The sequence below is a fragment of the Bacillus cereus group sp. RP29 genome (assembly GCF_040459765.1).
Lineage (GTDB): Bacteria > Bacillota > Bacilli > Bacillales > Bacillaceae_G > Bacillus_A > Bacillus_A paranthracis.
In genome coordinates this window covers 2,064,634-2,085,347 of the sequence record NZ_JARVHN010000001.1, presented here as the reverse complement: position 1 = coordinate 2,085,347, position 20,714 = coordinate 2,064,634, and the positions used below count along the sequence as shown (strand labels likewise).

The following is a 20,714-nucleotide window of genomic DNA, read 5'->3' as shown; positions in this document are numbered from 1 at the left end:
TACCAGAGATACATGTTACCTACTCTCTCTGATAAGGGGATTTCTCTTTCATAATTGTAATGTTATTGTGATAAACGCTACGCGTAAGCAAATTTTCCTTCTTCAAAAGTGAATGACACTTTCTTCTCTTGCTATTTTCACATAGTAAGACTCCAAACTCGGGATCCAAGTTAAACGATGAAGTTACCTAGGAATCTTTCCTCTCATGAAAAGCAATTTTCGGAAAGCCTCTTACTTTTATACATTATAATTTAGGTGCTTTCGCCCAATCCGCAGCAAACTTCTCAATACCTTGATCTGTTAATGGGTGCATAGCAAGTTGTTCAATTACTTTATAAGGGATTGTTGCAATGTGAGCACCTGCCATCGCTACACGAGTTACATGATCTGGATGTCTAACAGAAGCCGCAATAATTTGTGTATCTAATTGGTGAACATCGAATAATTCAGCAATTTTAGCAACTAATAATACGCCATCTTCAGAAATATCATCTAAACGTCCTAAAAATGGAGAAACATACGTTGCACCTGCCCTGGCAGCTAAAAGTGCTTGGTTCACAGTGAAAATAAGTGTAACGTTCGTTTTCACACCTTTTTCAGTAAGATAGCGACAAGCTTCTAATCCTGCTAGCGTCATTGGAAGTTTTATTGTAACTTTCTCATCGCCGCCGTTAATCTTAATCAACTCTTCTGCTTGAGCAATCATTTCTTCAGCCGTCACAGCATCTGGCGTTACTTCTGCCGAAACAGATTCAACTTTCGGCACTGCCTGACAAATTTCTGCAATACGGTCTTCAAACTTAATGCCCTCTTTTGCTACTAAAGAAGGATTCGTTGTAACACCAGCTAAAACTCCAAGTTTATATGCTTTTTTTATGTCCTCAAGATTTGCAGTATCAATAAAAAATTTCATGATTCATTCCCTCCATTTTTTAAACGTCAATGAGTTAAATTTTTAAGATGTTTATTTCTTTTCTACTGCATGTCCGCCAAATTCATTGCGCAGAGCTGCTACTACTTTTCCTGTAAATGTATCATTGTCTAATGAGCGGTAGCGCATTAATAGAGACATTGCGATAACAGGAGTTGCTGTTTGAAGGTCTAATGCTGTTTCTACTGTCCATTTTCCTTCACCAGAAGAATGCATAACACCCTTAATTTCATCTAGTTTTGCATCTTTAGAAAATGCATTTTCTGTTAATTCCATTAACCATGAACGGATTACTGAACCGTTGTTCCATACTCTTGATACTTTTTCATAATCGTAGTCAAATTCACTTTTCTCTAGAATCTCAAATCCTTCACCAATAGCAGCCATCATACCGTATTCAATTCCGTTGTGAACCATTTTTAAGAAGTGACCACTACCAGCTTTTCCAGCATATAAGTATCCATTTTCTACAGCAGTATCTCGGAAGATAGGTTCAACGATATCCCAAGCTTCTTGATCTCCTCCGATCATGTAACAAGCACCATTACGAGCGCCTTCCATTCCGCCAGAAGTTCCTGCATCCATAAAGTGAATACCATCTTTCTTTAGTTGCTCATATCGGCGAATAGACTCTTTATAATGTGAATTACCCGCTTCAATTAAAATGTCTCCTTTTGATAAAAGTGGTGTAACCTCATCGATAACAGAATCTACAACAGCGTGTGGTACCATAACCCAAAGAACTCTTGGTGATTGTAATGACTGAACAAGTTCATTTAAACTAGATGCACCTGTTGCCCCGTACTCTTTCATTTCTTCCACTGCACTTGCATTCAAGTCAAATGCTGCTACTTCATGTTTATGATCGATTAAATTTTTCCCTAAGTTTAATCCCATTTTACCTAAGCCAATTAATCCTACTTGCATAATATAATTCCTCCTCAAATCATCTTTTATTAAAAATTCATATCACTACAATCTGGAATACCTTGCAGCACTGATATGTACGGAAAGGTATTCACAGTCATAGCTTAAGAATTCAATACATTTTTTGTAATTTGAACAACATTTTCTGTCGTAAATCCAAATAGATTCATGACTTCAGCACCAGTTCCTGAAGCTCCAAATGTTTCAATTGATAGTACTTTTCCTTCTTCTCCTACATAACGCTCCCACCCGAGAGATACACCCATCTCAAGAGATACTCGTTTCGTTACAGAAGACGGAAGAACGGATTCTTTATATTCATTCGATTGACGATCGAATAACTCCCAACTTGGCATTGCAACGATGCGAACAGAGACATTGTCTTCTTCTAGTTTCGCTTTTGCACTAGCAGCTAAGGATACTTCAGAACCTGTCGCAATTAAAATTACATCCGGATTTTCATTCGTTTGTGTTAATACGTAAGCCCCTTTAGAAAGATTCTCTATGTTTGCTTTCGTTTCATGAAACACCGGTAAATTTTGACGGCTAAGTACTAAAACGACTGGACCATCCGTTTGCTGTAAAGCATACGCCCACGCACTTGCTGTTTCATTTGCATCTGACGGACGGATAACTGTTAAACCAGGAATTGCCCGAAGAGCTGCTAAATGTTCAATAGGTTCATGCGTTGGACCATCTTCTCCTACAGCAATCGAATCATGTGTAAATACGTACGTAACAGGTAACTTTTGCAATGCAGCCAGTCGAATAGATGGACGAAGATAGTCATTAAATACAAAGAATGTACTCACGAACGGTTTTACTCCTCCATGAAGAGCCAGTCCATTCGCTGCTGCGCCCATTGCATGTTCACGTACACCGAAGTATATATTTCGACCAGCATACGATTCTACTGCATACACTGCTTCACCTTTTATATCTGTCATCGTAGAATGAGAAAGATCCGCACTTCCACCGAAAATAGAAGGAATCGATTTCACATAATGATTAATAGCTTCCCCACTTGCAACACGAGTTGAAATCGTTTTTTCAGTATCGAAGGATAAAATGTCTTTCGCTTCGATTAAAACTTCACCTGTAATCGCTTTTTCTAATTCATCTGCTAGTGCAGGGTTTGACTCTCTGTATAAGTTGAACTGCTCATTCCAGCCATTTTCTTTTTCAATACCTTTTTGTTTCAGTTCATTAAAATGAGCTGTTACTTCTTCAGGTACAAAGAAGTCTTCTTCATAATACCAACCATACACTTGTTTTGTCGCTGTCGCTTCTTCTACTCCAAGCGGATTACCATGTGCTTTGTTCGTTCCAGCAACTTTTGGACTTCCGTAACCTATAATGGTTCTAATTTCTATAAGAGTAGGTTGGTCCGTATTATCTTTCGCTAATTGAATCGCTTTTGTAATCGCATCAACATCGTTTCCATCTTCAACTCTTACATATTGCCAATGTGCAGATTCTACTCTTTTCTGCATATCTTCAGAGAAAGCAATGTTTAATTCACCATCAAGTGAAATTTCATTTGAATCATACAGCACAATTAACTTGCCAAGTTTCATATGTCCTGCCATTGACATCGCTTCATAAGCGACACCTTCCATTAAATCACCGTCTCCAACTAAAGCGTACGTATTGTGATCAATAATAGAGTGACCACCCTTATTGAACTTCGCCGCTAAATGCGCTTCTGCCATTGCCATTCCGACAGCATTGGCAATCCCTTGTCCTAACGGTCCTGTCGTCGCTTCAACTCCAGAAGTGTGACCAAACTCAGGATGACCTGGTGTTTTACTATTTAACTTTCTGAAGTTTTTCAAGTCATCAATTGAAACGTCATATCCAGCTAAATGAAGTAGGCTATATAATAAGCTAGATCCATGTCCCGCCGATAAAACGAAGCGATCACGGTTAAACCATTTTGGATGATTAGGATTATGATTTAAATGATTCGCCCATAATGCATAAGCCATTGGCGCTGCTCCCATCGGAAGACCTGGATGACCTGAATTTGCCGCATTAATAGCATCAATTGATAACGTACGAATTGTATTCACTGCTAATTGATTTATGTTTTGTGTCATAGTAATCGTCCCCCTACATGCTTTCATGAAAGAAAGTACTTATTTTTTCGTTTCTTGATCTAACCACCATTTAAATCCACTTTCTTGCAATAATTCATTAGATGCCTCTGGACCATATGAACCAGACTCATATTCATGAAGTGGTAATAAGTTTTCCTCGAATGCTTCAAGAATTGGTTGTACCCATTCCCATGACAATTCAACTTCTCTCCAATGTGCAAAGAATGTAGCGTCTCCACTCACAGCATCGTGAATGAGTCTTTCATACGCTTCAGGTACTCCCACATCCGCTTGCTCACAAGTAAAGTTAATACGGATCGGTTCAATTTCTCCATTTTTCAATGGATTTTTACTATTTAACTGTAATGAAACGTTCTCACCTGGGCTAATTTCAATTATTAACAAGTTAGGTGCTGCATTTGGATTACTATCTTGATATTGCTGTTTTAACGTATTTTTAAATTCGATTACAATACGAGTAGACTTTTCTTTCATTCGTTTGCCTGTTCGTATATAAAAGGGAACGCCAGTCCAAAATGGATTATCGATCCACAAGCGAGCAGCAATAAATGTGTCTATATTAGAAGAAGGATTTACTCCTGGCTCCTCTTTATATGCTACAACTTGCCCGCCATTTATCTCACCTGCACCATATTGTCCGCGAATGATATGGTTTTGAACGTCTTCTTTTTTCACTTTACGAAGCGCCTCCATTACCTTTCGCTTTTCCTCTCGAATTTCACATGCATTAACCTTTTCCGGCAAATTCATAGCAGTCATCATTAATATTTGTAACATATGATTTTGAACCATATCTCGAATGGCTCCTGCCTGATCATAATATCCTGCCCTTTCTTCAACCCCAACTGTTTCACTCGCTGTGATTTGTACATTTGCTATATGTTCTTTATTCCAAATCGATTGTAAAACAGGATTTGCAAACTCTAGTGCTTCAAGGTTTTGAATCATCGGCTTACCTAAATAATGATCAATACGATATATCTCGTCTTCTTCAAACGTGCGACTAAGCTTATCATTCAGCTCACGAGCAGATGTAAGGTCGTGCCCGAACGGTTTCTCAATCATTAGGCGTTTCCATCCATCCGTTTTATCAAGTCCGCTTTCCTTAATATTTAAAGCGATTGTCTCAAAAAATTCAGGAGCAACGGAAAGATAGAACATTCTATTCCCTTTTATATGTAGTTCTTCTTCCCTTTCACGAACGACTTGTAATAATCTCTCATAGTCTTCCGGCTTACTCACATCTAATGGACAATAGCGAAAATTATCTAAAAAACCTTCGAGTTCTGGAGTACCTTCTTCTCTATGACGAGAAAACGTCTCTATTGATTCTTTTATTCTTTTTTGAAAATCTACATGAGATACTTCACGTCTCCCAAGCCCGATAACGGATATTTGCTTTGGAAGCTTTTGATCTCTATATAAGTTATATAGTGCGGGGTAAATTTTGCGTTTCGCTAGGTCCCCTGTCGCTCCAAATAAAACAAAGGTCATTGATTCCAATTTCAGTCCCCCTCTTGTTGTATAATCCTGGTCAATATATTAAAAATGAATTGTACAGAAGCTCATGTTTTTATAAAAACAAAGAGTTATCAAATTCCAATTCTTTTTATACCTTTCGCTTTCTAATTGTCCCCAATATTAATAGTGGCAATTCAAAGCGTTTCTACCACGACTTACTTATTTATAATACTTTACGAAATAACATATATTTAATTACTTTTAGTAATTAAATAATCTTATGTCTAGTATATTAACCACATATATTATTATCGTCAATAAAAATGTCTTAAATTACATACTATTTATTTCGTAATACTTTTCTAAGTTTATCCTTAGTTACCACTCATTTTCAAAGATAATGATCGATATAAAAAATATCAGTTTCATCAAAATCTTCAATTAATTTTTTGTTAAACTCGTGAGCAGACGTTACATGATGACCAAAAGGCTTCTCTATAATAAGACGGTTCAATCCTTTTGTAGCCCACAATCCACTTTCCTTAATATTTAAAGCAATGACATCAAATACTTCTGGTATAACAGATAGGTAAAACATGCGGTCTTCAGGAATGTTCAATTCTGTTTCACGTCTCTTTACAAGACTCAACAAATCTTGATAGTCCTCTATATTCGCTGTATTTAATTGACAATAACGAAATGTGCTAATAAATTCTTCTACTCCTAATTCGTCATCAGTAGATCTTCTAGAAAATGTAACAAGGGATTGTTCTACCTTTGTTTGAAATTCCACATCTGACATTACCCTTCTACCAATACCGATAATAGAAATAGATTGCGGTATATTCCCATTACTAAATAATTTGTATAAAGCAGGGTAAATTTTGCGTTTCGCTAAATCCCCTGTCGCTCCAAATAAAAGAAATGTCATTGAATCCATTTGTTCTCTCCCTTTTAAAACAATTGCTAGAATAGAATATATAAACTCATTTGCTACTTAGCACAATACTGTCTCTAAAACCTCATACTTTACCAATGTTTCTTCAATACTATTTTGCCACGAGCACGCTCTGACTCACTTATGTGGTGCGCTTTTTTTACACCTTCTACATGTAAAGGCAACACATGCGTTACAACGGGTTTAATCTTCCCGTCCTCAATTAATTCTGTAATAAGAGAAAGTTCATATCCGTTAGGTTCAGTAAATATATGGTCACTCTCAATATTTTTCTCTCTTGATATCTCGGTTTGCGGAATTTCCATACCTTTCGGACCATAAATAGACGCTAACTTTCCATTTGGTGCAAGCACTTTATAACTATCCTTTAGTACATCTCCGCCTAACACATCAAAAACAATATTGTAATTATGCAAAAGCGAAGAAAAGTCTTCTGTTTTGTAATCGACGACAGTATCAGCGCCTAGATCCTTTACAAACTGCATGTTTTTCGTACTAGTCGTAGTTGCAACATGTGCACCGAAACTTTTCGCTAGCTGAATAGCAAACGTACCAATTCCGCCAGATCCAGCATGAATTAAAACCTTATTACCTTTTTGAACATTTGCGAACTTCACTAAGCTTTGCCAACTTGTCAAACCTACAAGAGGGATTGATGCCGCCTCTTCAAAAGATAAATTCCTCGGTTTTTTCGCCACATATTTCTCATCTACAGCCACGTACTCTGCATAAGCACCGTTTCGTTCAATATCCGGACGACTATATACTTCATCCCCCACTTTACATGCTGTTACGTTTGGCCCTATAGCAGCAACTACACCTGCAACATCCCATCCTAAAACGAGCGGGAAGTCATAAGAAATTACGTCTTGCAGTAAACCTTCACGTATTTTCCAATCCACGGGATTTATACCAGCTGCATATACTTCAATTAGTACATCGGTGTCTCCTAATAGCGGTGTCTGCATTTCAATCTCTTGTAGTACGCTTTTATCTCCATATTGCATAAGTCCTATCGCTTTCATTCTTTTCACTCCTTTACAATGCTGGGAAATGAGGTAGTACTTCTTCTCCTAGCTCATCCAATACTTCGTCAGCTGGACGTTGACCATCAAATAGAGCAAGGAATAAATGATTCACACCAATACTTTTATATATATCAAGTAATTCAATTAGTGCCTTACGCCCTGTACGGTAACCTAAACGTATCGGTGTAGGACGTTCATTTGGATCTTCAGATAAGTCTAAATGCATCGGTTGGATAAATGGTTTAAATACATCTGGATGATAATCCTCTACTAGTTCTCTCCATTGTCCAATTGCTGCTGCCTGATGCACTGGACTACGTGGGTAGTACATCCATCCATCACCATGTTCAGCGAACCAATCCATATTTTGCTGACTAAAACCTGTAATAAAGGTTGGAACACGTTTAGACGGTTTTGGAACCAAATTCGCTCCATTCACTTCTCCTAGTGTCGACTGGATAGACGGGAAGTTTTTATACAAAATCTCTTCCAAGTAAGCAAACGCTTCTCTAAACTTTTCACCTCGTGTTTCATGACTAACACCTAGCGCTTTGAAATCGGCACGTCTGTCACCGGATGAAACGCCAAGCATAATTCTTTCTGGAAATAGTTGATCTAATGTAGCAATTTCTTTTGCTACACGCAATGGATGACGAAGTGACAATACGGTTGCCGACGTTCCAAATGCGATTTTCTCTGTTTTACTTGCTAAATACGTTAAATAAATCATCATATCGTAAATTTGACCTGTTGCAGGATCACCAAAGTCAGGGTCTTGCAGTAAAACATCGCGAAGCCATACACCTGTAAAACCATATTGTTCTGCTTTTTGTACTAACTCTACTTGTTTTTCCATCGTTGGAGCATGAAACTGATAATTTTCAATCGGAATGTGAACTCCTAATGTAAGCTGATCTTTCGCAAACATACGATTATATCCAAAATGATTCGCAAACTTTTCCATTTGTTTCACTCACTTTCCTTTATTTATATAAATCTATACTTTTCATATTTCTTCTCAAAATTCATAAGCAATACTGTAGCACCACATTGTTGCCGATTGTCATCGTCATAACTTTCTTTGTGCTACGAATGTTATTATAAATCGGCCATAACATGAATAACAGTACGTACTTTAAAGTGATGTAGGCACTTAAAAGTACCTATACTAAGTAAGTAGTAATAAACATAATGAATAAATCGTGCTGCAAAAATAACATCTATCCTTTCTTCAAAAAACTTTACTGTTGCTTTTGCAAGTACGTTACATGATTTCACGTACTTTCCCCTTCTCTATATAAAATTCTCACTAACCAAATTCAAAATATTATACTTATTTTTCGTACTTTGCTATGCTATAACCATAAACAGGAGGTATAAACTATGAAAGCACAAATTATCCATTCTTTTGGGGATTCATCTGTATTTCAATTAGAAGAAGTTTCAAAACCAAAACTTTTACCAGGTCATGTTCTAATCGATGTAAAAGCAACAAGTGTAAATCCAATCGATACGAAAATGCGTAGTGGTGCCGTTTCAGCAGTCGCTCCTGAGTTTCCAGCTATATTACATGGCGATGTAGCTGGTATTGTTATTGAAGTAGGAGAAGGTGTTTCGAAATTCAAAGCTGGCGATGAAGTATACGGATGTGCCGGAGGTTTTAAAGAAACTGGTGGTGCACTTGCAGAGTTTATGCTTGCTGATACGCGATTAATTGCTCACAAACCTAACAATATAACAATGGAAGAAGCAGCTGCTCTACCATTAGTGGCAATTACAGCTTGGGAATCTTTATTTGATCGTGCAAATATTAAACCTGGTCAAAATGTTCTCATTCATGGAGCTACTGGTGGCGTAGGACACGTAGCCATTCAACTAGCTAAATGGGCTGGTGCTAAAGTTTTTACAACCGCTTCTCAGCAAAGCAAAATAGAAATAGCCCATCGTCTCGGAGCTGACGTAGCTATTAACTATAAAGAAGAATCTGTTCAAGAATATGTGCAAAAACATACGAATGGCAACGGATTTGAAGTTATATTTGATACAGTAGGTGGCAAAAATCTCGATAACTCTTTCGAAGCTGCTGCAATCAACGGAACTGTCGTAACAATTGCAGCTCGTTCAACCCATGACCTCTCTCCTTTACACGCAAAAGGACTCTCTCTGCACGTTACTTTTATGGCGTTAAAAATATTACATACAGATAAACGTGACGCTTGTGGGGAAATTTTAAATAAACTAACGCAAATAGTAGAAGAAGGAAAACTTCGCCCATTGCTAGATTCGAAAACTTTTACGTTTGATGAAATTGCACAAGCACATGAATATTTGGAATCAAATAAAGCAATAGGGAAAATAGTGTTGAAAAACGTTTGGTAACTTTCACTAAATAATACAAATAACAGCAGGATCACTTCGCCTTATCTTTGTCTTAAGAGGCGTGCCACAACCTTAAAAGCTTCCCATCCTTTACAACAAATAAAAAAATAACAGCCGAATTTTTCTTATAGTAGAAAATCCGGCTGTTGTCATATCACAATTTATTTTTTGTATATTTCTGTTAATAAGTAAAATACAACTCATTTGCCTTACCATCTTTACCTTCAACAGCATATTATATTGTTTTAAATTTATTAAAATACACTACGTACTAATCCCCCGTCTATTCGCAACGCGGAACCATTAATCGCTGAAGATAGTGGGCTGCTTAAGAAAGTGACAAGATTGGCAATTTCTTCTGGTCGAATAAGTCTTTGAATAATAGAGGTTGGTCGATTTTCTTTCATAAATCGCTTCTCAGCTTCTTCTATTGTCAATTGCTCATTAGGATAAAGACTATTTAACATAGTCTCCACTCCTTCCGTTAAAGTCGAACCAGGCATGATAGTATTAACAGTCACATTCGTTCCTGTCGTCAGCTCAGCTAAACTACGAGAAAGTGAGAGTTGCATCGTTTTAGTCGCACTATAATGAGCCATTTCTTGAGATGGCATAATAGCTGCTTCGCTAGCAATAAAGATAACTCTTCCTTCTTTTCTTTCAATCATTTTTTTCAAGTACGAGCGAGTAAGTCGAACACCACTCATAATATTGACTTCAAACAATTTAAACCAATCTTCATCAGGGATATCAAAATATTCTACAGGTTCAAAAATTCCTAAGTTGTTAATAAGAATGTCTACTTCAGGGTACTTTTCAATCACATTTTGGCACCCTTGTTCTGTTCCTAAATCAGCTACTACGGGTTGAAGGATAGCATCTGGATACTGCATTCGAATTTCTTTTATCGTTTGATTAACATTTTCTTCACGGCGTCCATTAATAAGTACAGTAGCTCCTTCCGCTACTAATGAAGTGGCAATTGCTTTTCCAATGCCTGCCGTAGATCCAGTAACCAGTGCTGTTTTTCCTTTTAATTGCATATGCATATAGATCCCTCCAAATTCATGTGCTACATGATTGACTTACGTTGGAATAAATAATTACGTTTATATTGTGGTTCATTTCTCTTATCTTTAACAGAAAATAAGCTGATCCACCCTTTTTTCAAAAGAGTATAAACGAAAATTATGTAGCTATTGCACTCTGTACGGAATTAAAAAATCACATCAACAGCAGAGTAAAGCTAAAACCAACTAATAAATACCATTATGATATATATTAACGATAAAGAAAATTACGCACTTTAAAGTTCCATAGGAACAAAAAAGTGCCCTATAAACTATAATTTCTAACTCTTTATATTTACTAACGTAGTATCCTTTTCTATCATAGAAAAGAGTGTAAAATTATATATTCTTACATACAGTTATAGGATTATTTTTATCCTAATTAACTACAAATTATATAACACATCTATAAGATAACGTTCAAAAAACCTCGCAGAAAAATTCGAGGCCACTGAAAAATCTCCATCTCTAACTACTTTTCTTAATAATTGTAAATTTTGTATATTAATTAGATATAATACGGAGAAACCTTCACATTATAAAAAAATATTATTAAAATAGAAACACGCAGATTGCTTTCCCCCGCTAATTATTTATAATTCCCTACATAAATAACGGAATTATCCTATTTGTTTGATATAATTTATATGGTTACAATACATATATAGAAACACACAATTACAATTTATTGGCACGGAGGTGTGAGAAATGAATAATCAACGAGACATAGAACCTAAAATAGAAAGAAGCTTTGAATTAATAGGAAAAAGATGGACGGGATTAATTATTTATGTACTAATGAGTGGTCCTAAACGTTTTAGTGAGATTCATACAATAATTCCAGATTTAAGTAAACGTATGCTCACAGAAAGAATGAAAGAACTTGAGGATAACGATATAGTGGTAAGACATGTACTCGCAGAACGCCCTGTAAGAATAGAATATTCACTTACCAAAAAAGGCGTAGCATTAGGGGAAATTCTGGGACCAATTAGTCAATGGGCAGAAAGCTGGATGAAAGAATAAATGTAGATCTCCTTTCATATTCACAAGCGAAATAACTCTCAAACAAAGACAAATTATAATTCACTAAAAATTATACTTAATAAGTTCAATAAATGGACAATTTATCTTATAAAATTTACACTGTTTAATATTCAAGTAATAACTGACCTCATTTTAGAAAGGCTGGAATAAATATATGGCAAATCTTCTTTATATTACAGCCCATCCATTTGATGATACTCAATCATACAGTATGGCGGTTGGAAAAGAATTTATTAAATCTTATAAAAAACTAAACCCTAATGATGAAATCGTTCATCTTGATTTATATAAGGCTGATATTCCATATCTGGATGCTGATGTCTTTAACGGATGGAATAAACTTAGATCCGGGACCCCATTGAACGAATTAAAACCTATTGAAATTTCAAAAGTCGGACGTCTAGCTGAATTAGGTGGGCAGTTTGTCTTAGCTGATAAATATGTATTTGTTACTCCTATGTGGAATTTCTCCATCCCTGCCATTTTAAAAACATATCTAGATGCTGTAGCTGTATCTGGAAAAACATTCAAATATACAAAAGAAGGATCAGTTGGATTATTAACAGGTAAAAAAGCATTGCACATTCAAGCGAGTGGCGATATTTATATTGACGGACCAGAAGCATCAAAAGAAATGGGGCACCGCTATTTAAAAGTTATGATGGAGTTTTTTGGAACTTCATCTTTTGAGGGTATCTTTATCGAGGGGCATAACAAGTTTCCTGAAAAAGCATTAGAAATTAAGGAAAATGCTATTCTTAAAGCGAAAGAAATTGCTAAATATTTTTAAATACGAAACTCTAAAGAATAAGGTAATTTCAAAATCAGATCCTTGCAGTCTACAATTAGCTGCTGATTCAAATAATATGTACTCGCTATTTTGCACTATAGATAAACATAAAAAAGCTATCAATTCCTGATAGCTTTTTTATGTTTATTTAATTCCGATAACCTAACTATCTCGTGCAACTTGGGATATCTTCAGCATTTAGAAAAAACACGATACGCAAAAAAATAGCCCCCACAAAAGAGGGTATTTGAAGTGAAATCCGAAAGTGGCAGTTAATATGCTGTGTACAAAATTTCTTTGTACGTTCCATTATGTATTGAAATTTATATAAGTAAATCACCCCATATTACCCTAGTTGTCGGATAATGTAATCAGCCGTACGAATAGACAATGCAATTGTAGTTAGAGTAGGATTAGCTGCTCCAATGGAGGGAAGTACACTATTATCAGCTACATAAAGACCCGGAATGCCATGAATTTGACCAAATTGATTGGTTGCAGAAGTTAAAGGATCATCACCCATACGGCATGTACCTGACTCATGATAATCATTTCCAGGAGACATTAGAGAGATTGGAGGCCTATTCTCTTGTGAAGTCAAGGATAATTTCATTGCTGAGGTAGCTTGTATCTTAGCTTGTGCCATTTGTTGGATGATCATATTGTCTCTTTCACTGTAGGAAAAACTGACTTGAATCTGTGGTATACCATATTCATCACGTTCGGTAGGGTCTAAGTAAACACTATTTTCAAATCGGGATTCTACTTTACCGAAGGTATTTAACGCAATTTTCACTTCCTCAAGAAATGGTTTTTCCTCAAAAGGCTGATAAGCATAGTATTTTTCCGATCCGAGCATTTGAATTTGAAAAGGAGATTGTTTTGTTTGAGGGATATTTATTACTAAGTTTCCTAGTTCCTCTGAAAAGTTTCTACGGTTTATTTGCCCTATAGCTCTAAGAAGGGAATGATTCGTCAAATAATGGCCAATTGCTGGTCCTTGAATTCCTGAGTAAAGCAAAATTCGAGGTGTTTCTAGAGCACCCGTTGATAATACAACTGTTTTTGCTCTAATGAAATAGGACTTTTTATCAGGAGAAATCACGTGAACTCCGACTGTTCTTCCTTGATCGATTACTACTTGAACGACACGAGAATTGACTGCTAAATCAAAAGCCCTCCAATTCAAGGCATAGGCTAAAAAATGGATTGAGCTAAAAAAAACATCGGAACCAATTTGTCCTTGTTGTGTTCCTTTAAGATTAACAGCCATTGGTAAGTCTATAGCTTCCGGAAATCCATTTTTCTTAAGACGCTCTAACATGATGTTTTGCATAGATGATCCTCGGGCGAAAAACGGAGTGACATTCATTACTTTTTCTGCGATAACATAATAGAATTTCATCTCGTTTGCTGTCACAGGCCATTTTTCCATTTCAAAAGTAGGCATTCGGGGAGATGCCGTACTCCAAAACAAGGTTCTACCTCCAAGAGCAAAAACCAGTGTTGCTTCCGAATATTGAGGCAACCGCTTCCCAATAGGTGTTGCGACTTTAGGAAAATAATTGTTTAAAAGCCGATCAATATTCATTGTGGGAAGATTTTGCCCATGAGTTGGTAAAAGCAAATCCCCTGCTTCCAGAAGACCAATTTGTTTTTTTTTATTTTTCCATTGTTCACATAATCTCCATAGAACCGCCCCGCCTCCTGCTCCACTGCCAACAATCAAAACGTCATATTCTTTATTAGTCATTTGCTCCAACGGTATAACCGAAATCCATTCGTTTGGATGTGATTGCACAGTCTCACTTCCTTTAGAATTTTTACGCATTTATATAACTGTATTACTTTTTTCTTTTATTTATCTTGAATTGAGAATTTTTTTTACTGGGAAGTATATTTAAATCATTCAAAAATTGAAATTCGTAATAAGCAAGTCCATTTTATTAGACTTGCTTATTACGAATTTTTTTATTTACCCTTTTAAAATCGAAAATTAATTCTTGACATAAAATTATTGTGTAGTTATTATCGGTTACATAAAGTAACCTGTTAACAAAAATATATTTAATATAAATTAATTTCAAAACATATTTTTAAATAGGTGCTTATTTTTAATAAAAGGGGGACGTAATTAGATACCAAACAAACTAAGCTTGCTGTCTCTTATATGAATTCAGCTAAATAAATATGTTTTAGGAAGGTTAAAAAATGGATATTTTATTAGCGATTTTACCAGCGTTATTTTGGGGAAGTATTGTACTCTTCAACGTTAAACTAGGTGGTGGACCCTACAGTCAAATACTAGGAACTACCCTTGGCGCTCTAGTTTTTTCTATCGGTGTTTATATTTTTATGAAGCCCGTTTTGACGCCAATGGTTATAATCATCGGGATTATTTCAGGCCTATTTTGGGCAGTAGGACAAGCCAATCAATTGAAAAGTGTTGATTTAATAGGGGTTTCTAAAACAATGCCTATTTCAACAGGAATGCAATTAGTGTCAGCTACTTTATTTGGAGTAATCGTATTTCATGAATGGTCCACAACAACGTCTGTTGTATTAGGTGTTCTGGCACTTATTTGTATCATTGTTGGAATCGTTCTCACATCTCTTCAAAGCAACGAGGAGAAAAACGAAGAACAAACAGGAAATTTCAAAAAAGGGATTGTGATGTTATTCATCTCAACTCTTGGTTACTTAGTGTATGTAGTAATTATCCGCTTATTCGATATAGACGGATGGTCGGCGTTATTGCCGCAAGCGATCGGCATGGTGTTAGGTGGACTGATGCTAACATTTAAGCATCAACCATTTAATAAATATGCCATTCGCAATATTATTCCTGGCTTAATTTGGGCAGCCGGAAATATGTTTTTATTTATTTCACAGCCACGTGTAGGGGTAGCTACAAGCTTCTCCCTTTCCCAAATGGGGATTGTAATCTCAACTTTAGGTGGCATTTTTATTTTAGGTGAAAAGAAAACAAAACGTCAGTTTAATGCGATTATCATTGGGATTATCTTTATTGTCGCAGCTGGAGTTATGTTAGGAATTGCAAAAGGATAAAGAGGAGGAAAAAATTATGTATACAGATTTAAAAGATAAAGTAGTTGTTATTACAGGTGGTGCAACTGGTCTTGGAAGAGCAATGGCAATCCGTTTTGGAGAAGAACAAGCGAAAGTTGTAATTAATTATTATTCAAACGAATCAGAAGCAAATGAAGTAGTACAAGCAGTTAAGCAAGCTGGTGGAGAAGCCATTGCTGTACAAGGAGATGTAAGAGTTGAATCAGATATGATTAATCTAATTCAATCTGCTGTAAAAGAATTTGGTACACTAAATGTCATGATTAATAATGCAGGTATTGAAAATCCGGTACCTTCACATGAAATGCCATTAAGTGATTGGAATAGAGTCATTGATACGAATTTAACAGGGGCTTTCTTAGGAAGCCGAGAAGCAATTAAATATTTTGTGGAGAACGATATTAAAGGGTCAGTTATTAACATGTCAAGCGTTCACGAACAAATTCCATGGCCATTATTTGTTCACTATGCAGCAAGTAAAGGTGGTGTTAAGCTAATGACAGAAACATTAGCACTAGAATATGCACCAAAAGGAATTCGTGTAAATAATATTGGACCAGGTGCCATTAATACACCGATTAATGCTGAAAAATTTGCAGATCCAGAAAAACGTGCCGATGTTGAAAGTATGGTTCCAATGGGATATATCGGAGAACCGAAAGAAATTGCAGCAGTAGCAGCATGGCTTGCTTCTTCACAAGCGAGTTATGTAACAGGTATTACACTGTTTGCTGATGGCGGCATGACTCTATATCCATCCTTCCAAGCTGGACGTGGTTGATTAATCAATAATTGAGTTGTTTGGTTTTAATAAGTTTAAATGAAGCAGTTAGCCTTCGCTAACTGCTTTTGTATTGAATAATTTTTTAAATACATGGTAATACTATAGATACACCAAGGTCGAATACGAATAACCATTGTGTTCTTCTTATTCACGAAGCAGTTAGCTTTTACTAACTGCTTTTCCTTTAAAAAAATAAATGAATTTTTATTAGATTCATTTCCGTATAACATTTTCATTCTCATTACACTATAACTGTAGCTTTATGTTCCACCTCTATTACAGGCAGGGCCTAATTTTCGTTTTTATAAACATATACTCTAATGAAATTAGGTATTTATTAGCGATTTATGCATCTTCTTAATCAAAGCCTCAGTAAATCACATGTATACTACAAATACTTCTGAAAACTGACACGAACATAAATTATTAATGGTATTTACACTTTAGCTTCTAATGTCGAAGTACTTAACCTCCCCCATGTAATCTTTTACAAATCATAACTCTGAATTCCTTAACAATAGTTATTACCTTCCAACCTTGTTCTTTTGGAATATGTTTAGTAATTGCTTTTTCCTTTGTTCAATCATCTACGTAAGTACGCTAGCGCAAGGTGTCATTACTGATGCCGTTCTCTTCTATTTTTTCAATTCTCTTTGAGATTAAAATAACGTTTTTATTCATGTTTTCTCTATTCATTTACTTCACGATTAAACCATTTATCTCTAGTTAACTTATCGAGAAGAAAATAATAATTCTCCGCTGTTACAAGCTTATAATTATTATTTTCCCAATAAATTTCTTTTAAATTATCTTCTGTAACCATTTCAACTAAATCCCCAGCTCATCGGGTTCTAATGCAAGATGCCCATATTATACAGAAACAAGCTCCTTAAAAGTAAAAAAACATAAAATATATAGATTCTTTATAAAGGAGCTGATAATTCAATGTACCCTTCCCATTATGTACCTTGGGGACAATGGCATCATACAATGTGGCCACATTATATGAATTGGAATCAATGGCATCAACATTATCCTCATCAAACATGGCAACAATGGCATCAATAATTTCCAATACCTTACCATCGTTAAAAATAAAAACTATAAAACAAAGGGTACCCTCTAATTGGATGCCCTTTTGTTTTAATATAAGAATTTTATATAAAAATTAATCCATATTTTTCGCATGATTTTTTATATGAGATTCATTATATCCGTCACTCTGAAAGATATTCCTAAAGTAAAAAATCACTTTAAAGACTGATTCTATAATCTCTGAAAAAATCCTGTTATACAATTACTCATCCGCGTCCAGCTTGGAAGGATGGATATAGAGTCATGCCGCCATCAGCAAACAGTGTAATACCTGTTACATAACTCGCTTGCGAAGAAGCAAGCCATACCGCTACAGCTGCAATTTCTTTTGGTTCTCCGATATATCCCATTGGAACCATACTTTCAACATCCGCACGTTTTTCTGGATCTGCAAATTTCTCAGCATTAATTGGCGTATTGATAGCACCCGGTCCAATATTATTTACACGAATTCCTTTTGGTGCATACTCTAGTGCTAATGTTTCTGTCATTAGCTTAATACCACCTTTACTTGCTGCATAGTGAACAAATAATGGCCATGGAATTTGCTCGTGAACGCTTGACATATTAATAACTGACCCTTTAATATCGTTCTCTACGAAATATTTAATTGCTTCGCGGCTTCCTAAGAAAGCGCCTGTTAAATTCGTATTAATTACTCTATTCCAATCACGTAATGGCATTTCATGTGAAGGTACCGGATTTTCGATACCTGCATTATTAATCATGACATCTAGTGTACCAAATTCTTTCACTGCTGACTGCACGAGATTGATAACATCCGATTCGACTGTTACATCTCCTTTTATCGCAATAGCTTCCCCCCCTACTTTTTTAATCTCGTCTACTAATTCTTTCGCTTCCGATTCATCAGATCGATAATTTACTACAACCTTTGCTTGTTCTTCTCCAAAACGAACTGCCATTGCTCTTCCAAGACCTTTTGCAGCACCTGTAATAACAACTACTTTTCCTTTTAAATCTGTATACATAATTTTTTCCTCCTCTTTATCCTTTTGCAATTCCTAACATAACTCCAGCTGCGACAATAAAAATAATTCCAATGATAATCGCATTAAACTGACGTTTTGTTTTCTTTTCACCTAATATAAAAATGCCACCTAAAGTTGAGATTACAATCCCCATTTGGGAAAGGGAGAAGCTTGTAGCTACCCCTACACGCGGCTGTGATATAAATAAAAACATATTTCCGGCTGCCCAAATTAAGCCAGGAATAATATTACGAATGGCATATTTATTGAATGGTCGATGCTTAAATGTTAGCAGGATTCCACCTAACACCATGCCGATTGCTTGCGGCAATAATGCTGACCATCCGTCTATATTAAATAATCGTATTACGACTACATAAACTAAATAGCCAAAAGTAGATACCAATAAAATTAAAATCCCTCTTTTTAAGTTCCCTGCTTGTGCTTGTTGTTTCTCTTCTGAATTTGGGAGTGATGTAAGAACGATTCCGATTATGATACAAATAAGTGCCAGAACACCTAATATAACAGACGTTGTTGTGGACCATTCATGAAATACGATTACTCCAAATAAAGTAGCTGACACTAATTGCATCCCGGTTGAAATAGGCATTGTTTTAGAAACTCCAATTAAATCAATACTTTTTAATTGATTAGCTTGTCCCAATGCCCAAAATAACCCTGATACAATTCCTACTCCAATTACCATTGGCGTTAACACTGGTTTTACAAAAATATAAATACCTATTGAGAAAAGAAGTGCACCAAAAGTTGTTCCAAGTACTTGACTATAGGGTCCTCCGCCCAATTTAACGTTAAAGAGTACAATACTCCCCCAAAATAACGCTGGTAAAATCGCTAATAAAATATCCATTTTTTCATCACCCCTATCCCTCCTACATAGTTACTATTACACCCCGTCCCCAAAAATTATTGTTTCTCTCCTATATAAAATATATACATCTTAAAGAATTACTAATTAATTTATAAATACGAATATTTTCCTATTACCTAAAAAAGAATCCATTTTGAAAATGGATTCTTTTTTCACAAAAATATTTGTATGTATCCTAATTAGGATATGAATTTTAAATTATCCTTTAGAGAACAGTTAATTATTTATGAAATTTCACACGCTCTTCAAGCGGTTGGAATTCTTTTTCTCCTGGTGCAGCTGTTGGATTACCAAATGGCATTTGTGCAATGAGTTTCCAATTAGAAGGAACATTCCATTCTTGTTTTACCTCATCGTCGATTAATGGATTATAATGTTGTAAAGATGCCCCTAATCCCTCTGCTTCTAAACCTGTCCACACGACTAGTTGGTGCATACCTGATGCTTGGTGTGACCAAATTGGGAAGTTTTCAGCATATGCAGCAAATTTTTCTTGAAGCGATTTCACTATTGCCTCATCTTCAAAGAATAGTACTGTTCCATAACCAGCTTTAAAGGAATCCATTTTTTGTTGCGTTCCTGAAAAATCTCCATCTCCTACTACTTTTCTTAATGTTTCAGTTGTAATATCCCATAGTTTATCATGAGCTTCACCAAATAATACAACTAATCGCGCAGTTTGAGAATTGAAAGCAGATGGAGTATATTTCACAGCAAACTCCACGATTTCTTTAATTTTTTCATCCGATACTTTTACCTCTTTATTAATCCCATAGTAAGTACGTCTTTCTTTCAGTGCAGTATAGAAATCTTTTGTCATAATTCAATTCCTCCTGAGTTTTAATATTCTTCAAAATCATACATCTCATAGATAATATGCGTTTAAAAGAGTTCATTTTTAAATCATTGAACTTCTTAACACCCATTGCCAGTCATTCTAAATCTAAACACACTGCTTTCTTCAGTTTCCCTAAAAAGCCTTATAACATTATTCGGTACTATTTTACCCATTCTCCATTCAGATATTCTACGTGTTTCATATTTACACAAATATGAAAATAACCTTAAATTGATAGTCAAAAAAGCCAGGTAACACGAATAACGCATTACCTAGCTTTTTACATTTTCAAATTCAATTCAAATAACC

20 protein-coding genes are annotated in these 20,714 nt (G+C 35.6%); 5 read left to right on the top strand and 15 right to left on the bottom strand.

Translation table 11 applies throughout. The features are described from left to right. Positions 1 to 244: 244 nt before the first annotated feature. The 8 genes from fsa to QCI47_RS10940 all read right to left on the bottom strand — a co-directional run bounded on the left by fsa (position 245) and on the right by QCI47_RS10940 (position 8,703). Positions 245 to 913, bottom strand: a complete 669-nt coding sequence (gene fsa, locus QCI47_RS10975) for a fructose-6-phosphate aldolase (protein WP_000667676.1) — start codon at positions 911 to 913, stop codon at positions 245 to 247. 51 nt (positions 914 to 964) lie between these two features. Further along, complete coding sequence (gene gnd, locus QCI47_RS10970; protein WP_001195906.1) at positions 965 to 1,858, bottom strand: phosphogluconate dehydrogenase (NAD(+)-dependent, decarboxylating); 894 nt, start codon at positions 1,856 to 1,858, stop codon at positions 965 to 967. A 104-nt stretch (positions 1,859 to 1,962) separates the two neighbouring features. Continuing rightward, positions 1,963 to 3,957, bottom strand: a complete 1,995-nt coding sequence (gene tkt / locus QCI47_RS10965) for a transketolase (RefSeq protein ID WP_353811778.1) — start codon at positions 3,955 to 3,957, stop codon at positions 1,963 to 1,965. A 39-nt stretch (positions 3,958 to 3,996) separates the two neighbouring features. Continuing rightward, positions 3,997 to 5,481: a glucose-6-phosphate dehydrogenase gene (gene zwf / locus QCI47_RS10960; RefSeq protein WP_000445339.1), complete on the bottom strand. Its 1,485-nt coding sequence runs from the start codon at positions 5,479 to 5,481 to the stop codon at positions 3,997 to 3,999. A gap of 349 nt (positions 5,482 to 5,830) precedes the next feature. After that, positions 5,831 to 6,379: a glucose-6-phosphate dehydrogenase gene (locus tag QCI47_RS10955; RefSeq protein ID WP_250670111.1), complete on the bottom strand. Its 549-nt coding sequence runs from the start codon at positions 6,377 to 6,379 to the stop codon at positions 5,831 to 5,833. An 89-nt stretch (positions 6,380 to 6,468) separates the two neighbouring features. Beyond that, positions 6,469 to 7,422 carry an NADP-dependent oxidoreductase gene (locus tag QCI47_RS10950; protein ID WP_000643802.1) on the bottom strand — a complete coding sequence of 318 codons (954 nt, stop codon included), beginning with the start codon at positions 7,420 to 7,422 and terminating at the stop codon, positions 6,469 to 6,471. Positions 7,423 to 7,435: 13 nt separating this feature from the next. After that, complete coding sequence (locus QCI47_RS10945; protein WP_000410338.1) at positions 7,436 to 8,389, bottom strand: LLM class oxidoreductase; 954 nt, start codon at positions 8,387 to 8,389, stop codon at positions 7,436 to 7,438. 134 nt (positions 8,390 to 8,523) lie between these two features. Continuing rightward, positions 8,524 to 8,703, bottom strand: a complete 180-nt coding sequence (locus tag QCI47_RS10940) for a hypothetical protein (RefSeq protein ID WP_000833784.1) — start codon at positions 8,701 to 8,703, stop codon at positions 8,524 to 8,526. A 105-nt stretch (positions 8,704 to 8,808) separates the two neighbouring features. On the opposite strand from QCI47_RS10940, the gene QCI47_RS10935 reads away from it, so the two are divergent. Next, positions 8,809 to 9,804 carry a zinc-dependent alcohol dehydrogenase family protein gene (locus QCI47_RS10935; protein WP_000647245.1) on the top strand — a complete coding sequence of 332 codons (996 nt, stop codon included), beginning with the start codon at positions 8,809 to 8,811 and terminating at the stop codon, positions 9,802 to 9,804. 254 nt (positions 9,805 to 10,058) lie between these two features. On the opposite strand, the gene QCI47_RS10930 is transcribed toward QCI47_RS10935, so the two are convergent. Then, a complete protein-coding gene (locus QCI47_RS10930) occupies positions 10,059 to 10,853 on the bottom strand; it encodes an SDR family NAD(P)-dependent oxidoreductase (RefSeq protein ID WP_000551090.1) in 795 nt (264 codons plus the stop codon). A 729-nt stretch (positions 10,854 to 11,582) separates the two neighbouring features. On the opposite strand from QCI47_RS10930, the gene QCI47_RS10925 reads away from it, so the two are divergent. Together QCI47_RS10925 and QCI47_RS10920 are read left to right on the top strand one after the other, a co-directional pair. Further along, a complete protein-coding gene (locus QCI47_RS10925; RefSeq protein WP_250670113.1) occupies positions 11,583 to 11,900 on the top strand; it encodes a winged helix-turn-helix transcriptional regulator in 318 nt (105 codons plus the stop codon). Positions 11,901 to 12,075: 175 nt separating this feature from the next. Then, entirely contained in the window at positions 12,076 to 12,711 is a 636-nt protein-coding gene (locus QCI47_RS10920) for an FMN-dependent NADH-azoreductase (RefSeq protein WP_000002013.1), read from the top strand. 346 nt (positions 12,712 to 13,057) lie between these two features. Here QCI47_RS10920 and QCI47_RS10915 read toward each other — a convergent pair whose 3' ends face one another. Then, on the bottom strand, positions 13,058 to 14,512 hold the full coding sequence (locus QCI47_RS10915; protein ID WP_001190592.1) for a GMC oxidoreductase: 1,455 nt from the start codon (positions 14,510 to 14,512) through the stop codon (positions 13,058 to 13,060). A 410-nt stretch (positions 14,513 to 14,922) separates the two neighbouring features. Here QCI47_RS10915 and QCI47_RS10910 point away from each other — a divergent pair, with 410 nt between their 5' ends. After that, complete coding sequence (locus QCI47_RS10910) at positions 14,923 to 15,780, top strand: GRP family sugar transporter (RefSeq protein WP_000353538.1); 858 nt, start codon at positions 14,923 to 14,925, stop codon at positions 15,778 to 15,780. A gap of 16 nt (positions 15,781 to 15,796) precedes the next feature. Further along, complete coding sequence (gene gdh, locus QCI47_RS10905) at positions 15,797 to 16,582, top strand: glucose 1-dehydrogenase (RefSeq protein WP_098671912.1); 786 nt, start codon at positions 15,797 to 15,799, stop codon at positions 16,580 to 16,582. A 691-nt stretch (positions 16,583 to 17,273) separates the two neighbouring features. On the opposite strand, the gene QCI47_RS10900 is transcribed toward gdh (QCI47_RS10905), so the two are convergent. The 5 genes from QCI47_RS10900 to QCI47_RS10880 all read right to left on the bottom strand — a co-directional run bounded on the left by QCI47_RS10900 (position 17,274) and on the right by QCI47_RS10880 (position 20,387). Then, positions 17,274 to 17,408, bottom strand: coding sequence for a hypothetical protein (locus QCI47_RS10900; RefSeq protein WP_255285332.1), 135 nt, complete (start codon positions 17,406 to 17,408; stop codon positions 17,274 to 17,276). Positions 17,409 to 17,474: 66 nt separating this feature from the next. Further along, entirely contained in the window at positions 17,475 to 17,660 is a 186-nt protein-coding gene (locus QCI47_RS10895; RefSeq protein WP_353811777.1) for a hypothetical protein, read from the bottom strand. Between the two features lie 226 nt (positions 17,661 to 17,886). Then, positions 17,887 to 18,672, bottom strand: a complete 786-nt coding sequence (gene gdh, locus QCI47_RS10890; protein WP_000287793.1) for a glucose 1-dehydrogenase — start codon at positions 18,670 to 18,672, stop codon at positions 17,887 to 17,889. A gap of 16 nt (positions 18,673 to 18,688) precedes the next feature. After that, positions 18,689 to 19,546, bottom strand: coding sequence for a RhaT/GlcU family sugar-proton symporter (locus tag QCI47_RS10885; RefSeq protein ID WP_000353541.1), 858 nt, complete (start codon positions 19,544 to 19,546; stop codon positions 18,689 to 18,691). Positions 19,547 to 19,787: 241 nt separating this feature from the next. Further along, positions 19,788 to 20,387 (bottom strand): nitroreductase family protein, encoded by a 600-nt coding sequence (locus QCI47_RS10880; protein ID WP_000158931.1) that lies wholly within the window; start codon positions 20,385 to 20,387, stop codon positions 19,788 to 19,790. Between the last annotated feature and the right edge of the window lie 327 nt (positions 20,388 to 20,714).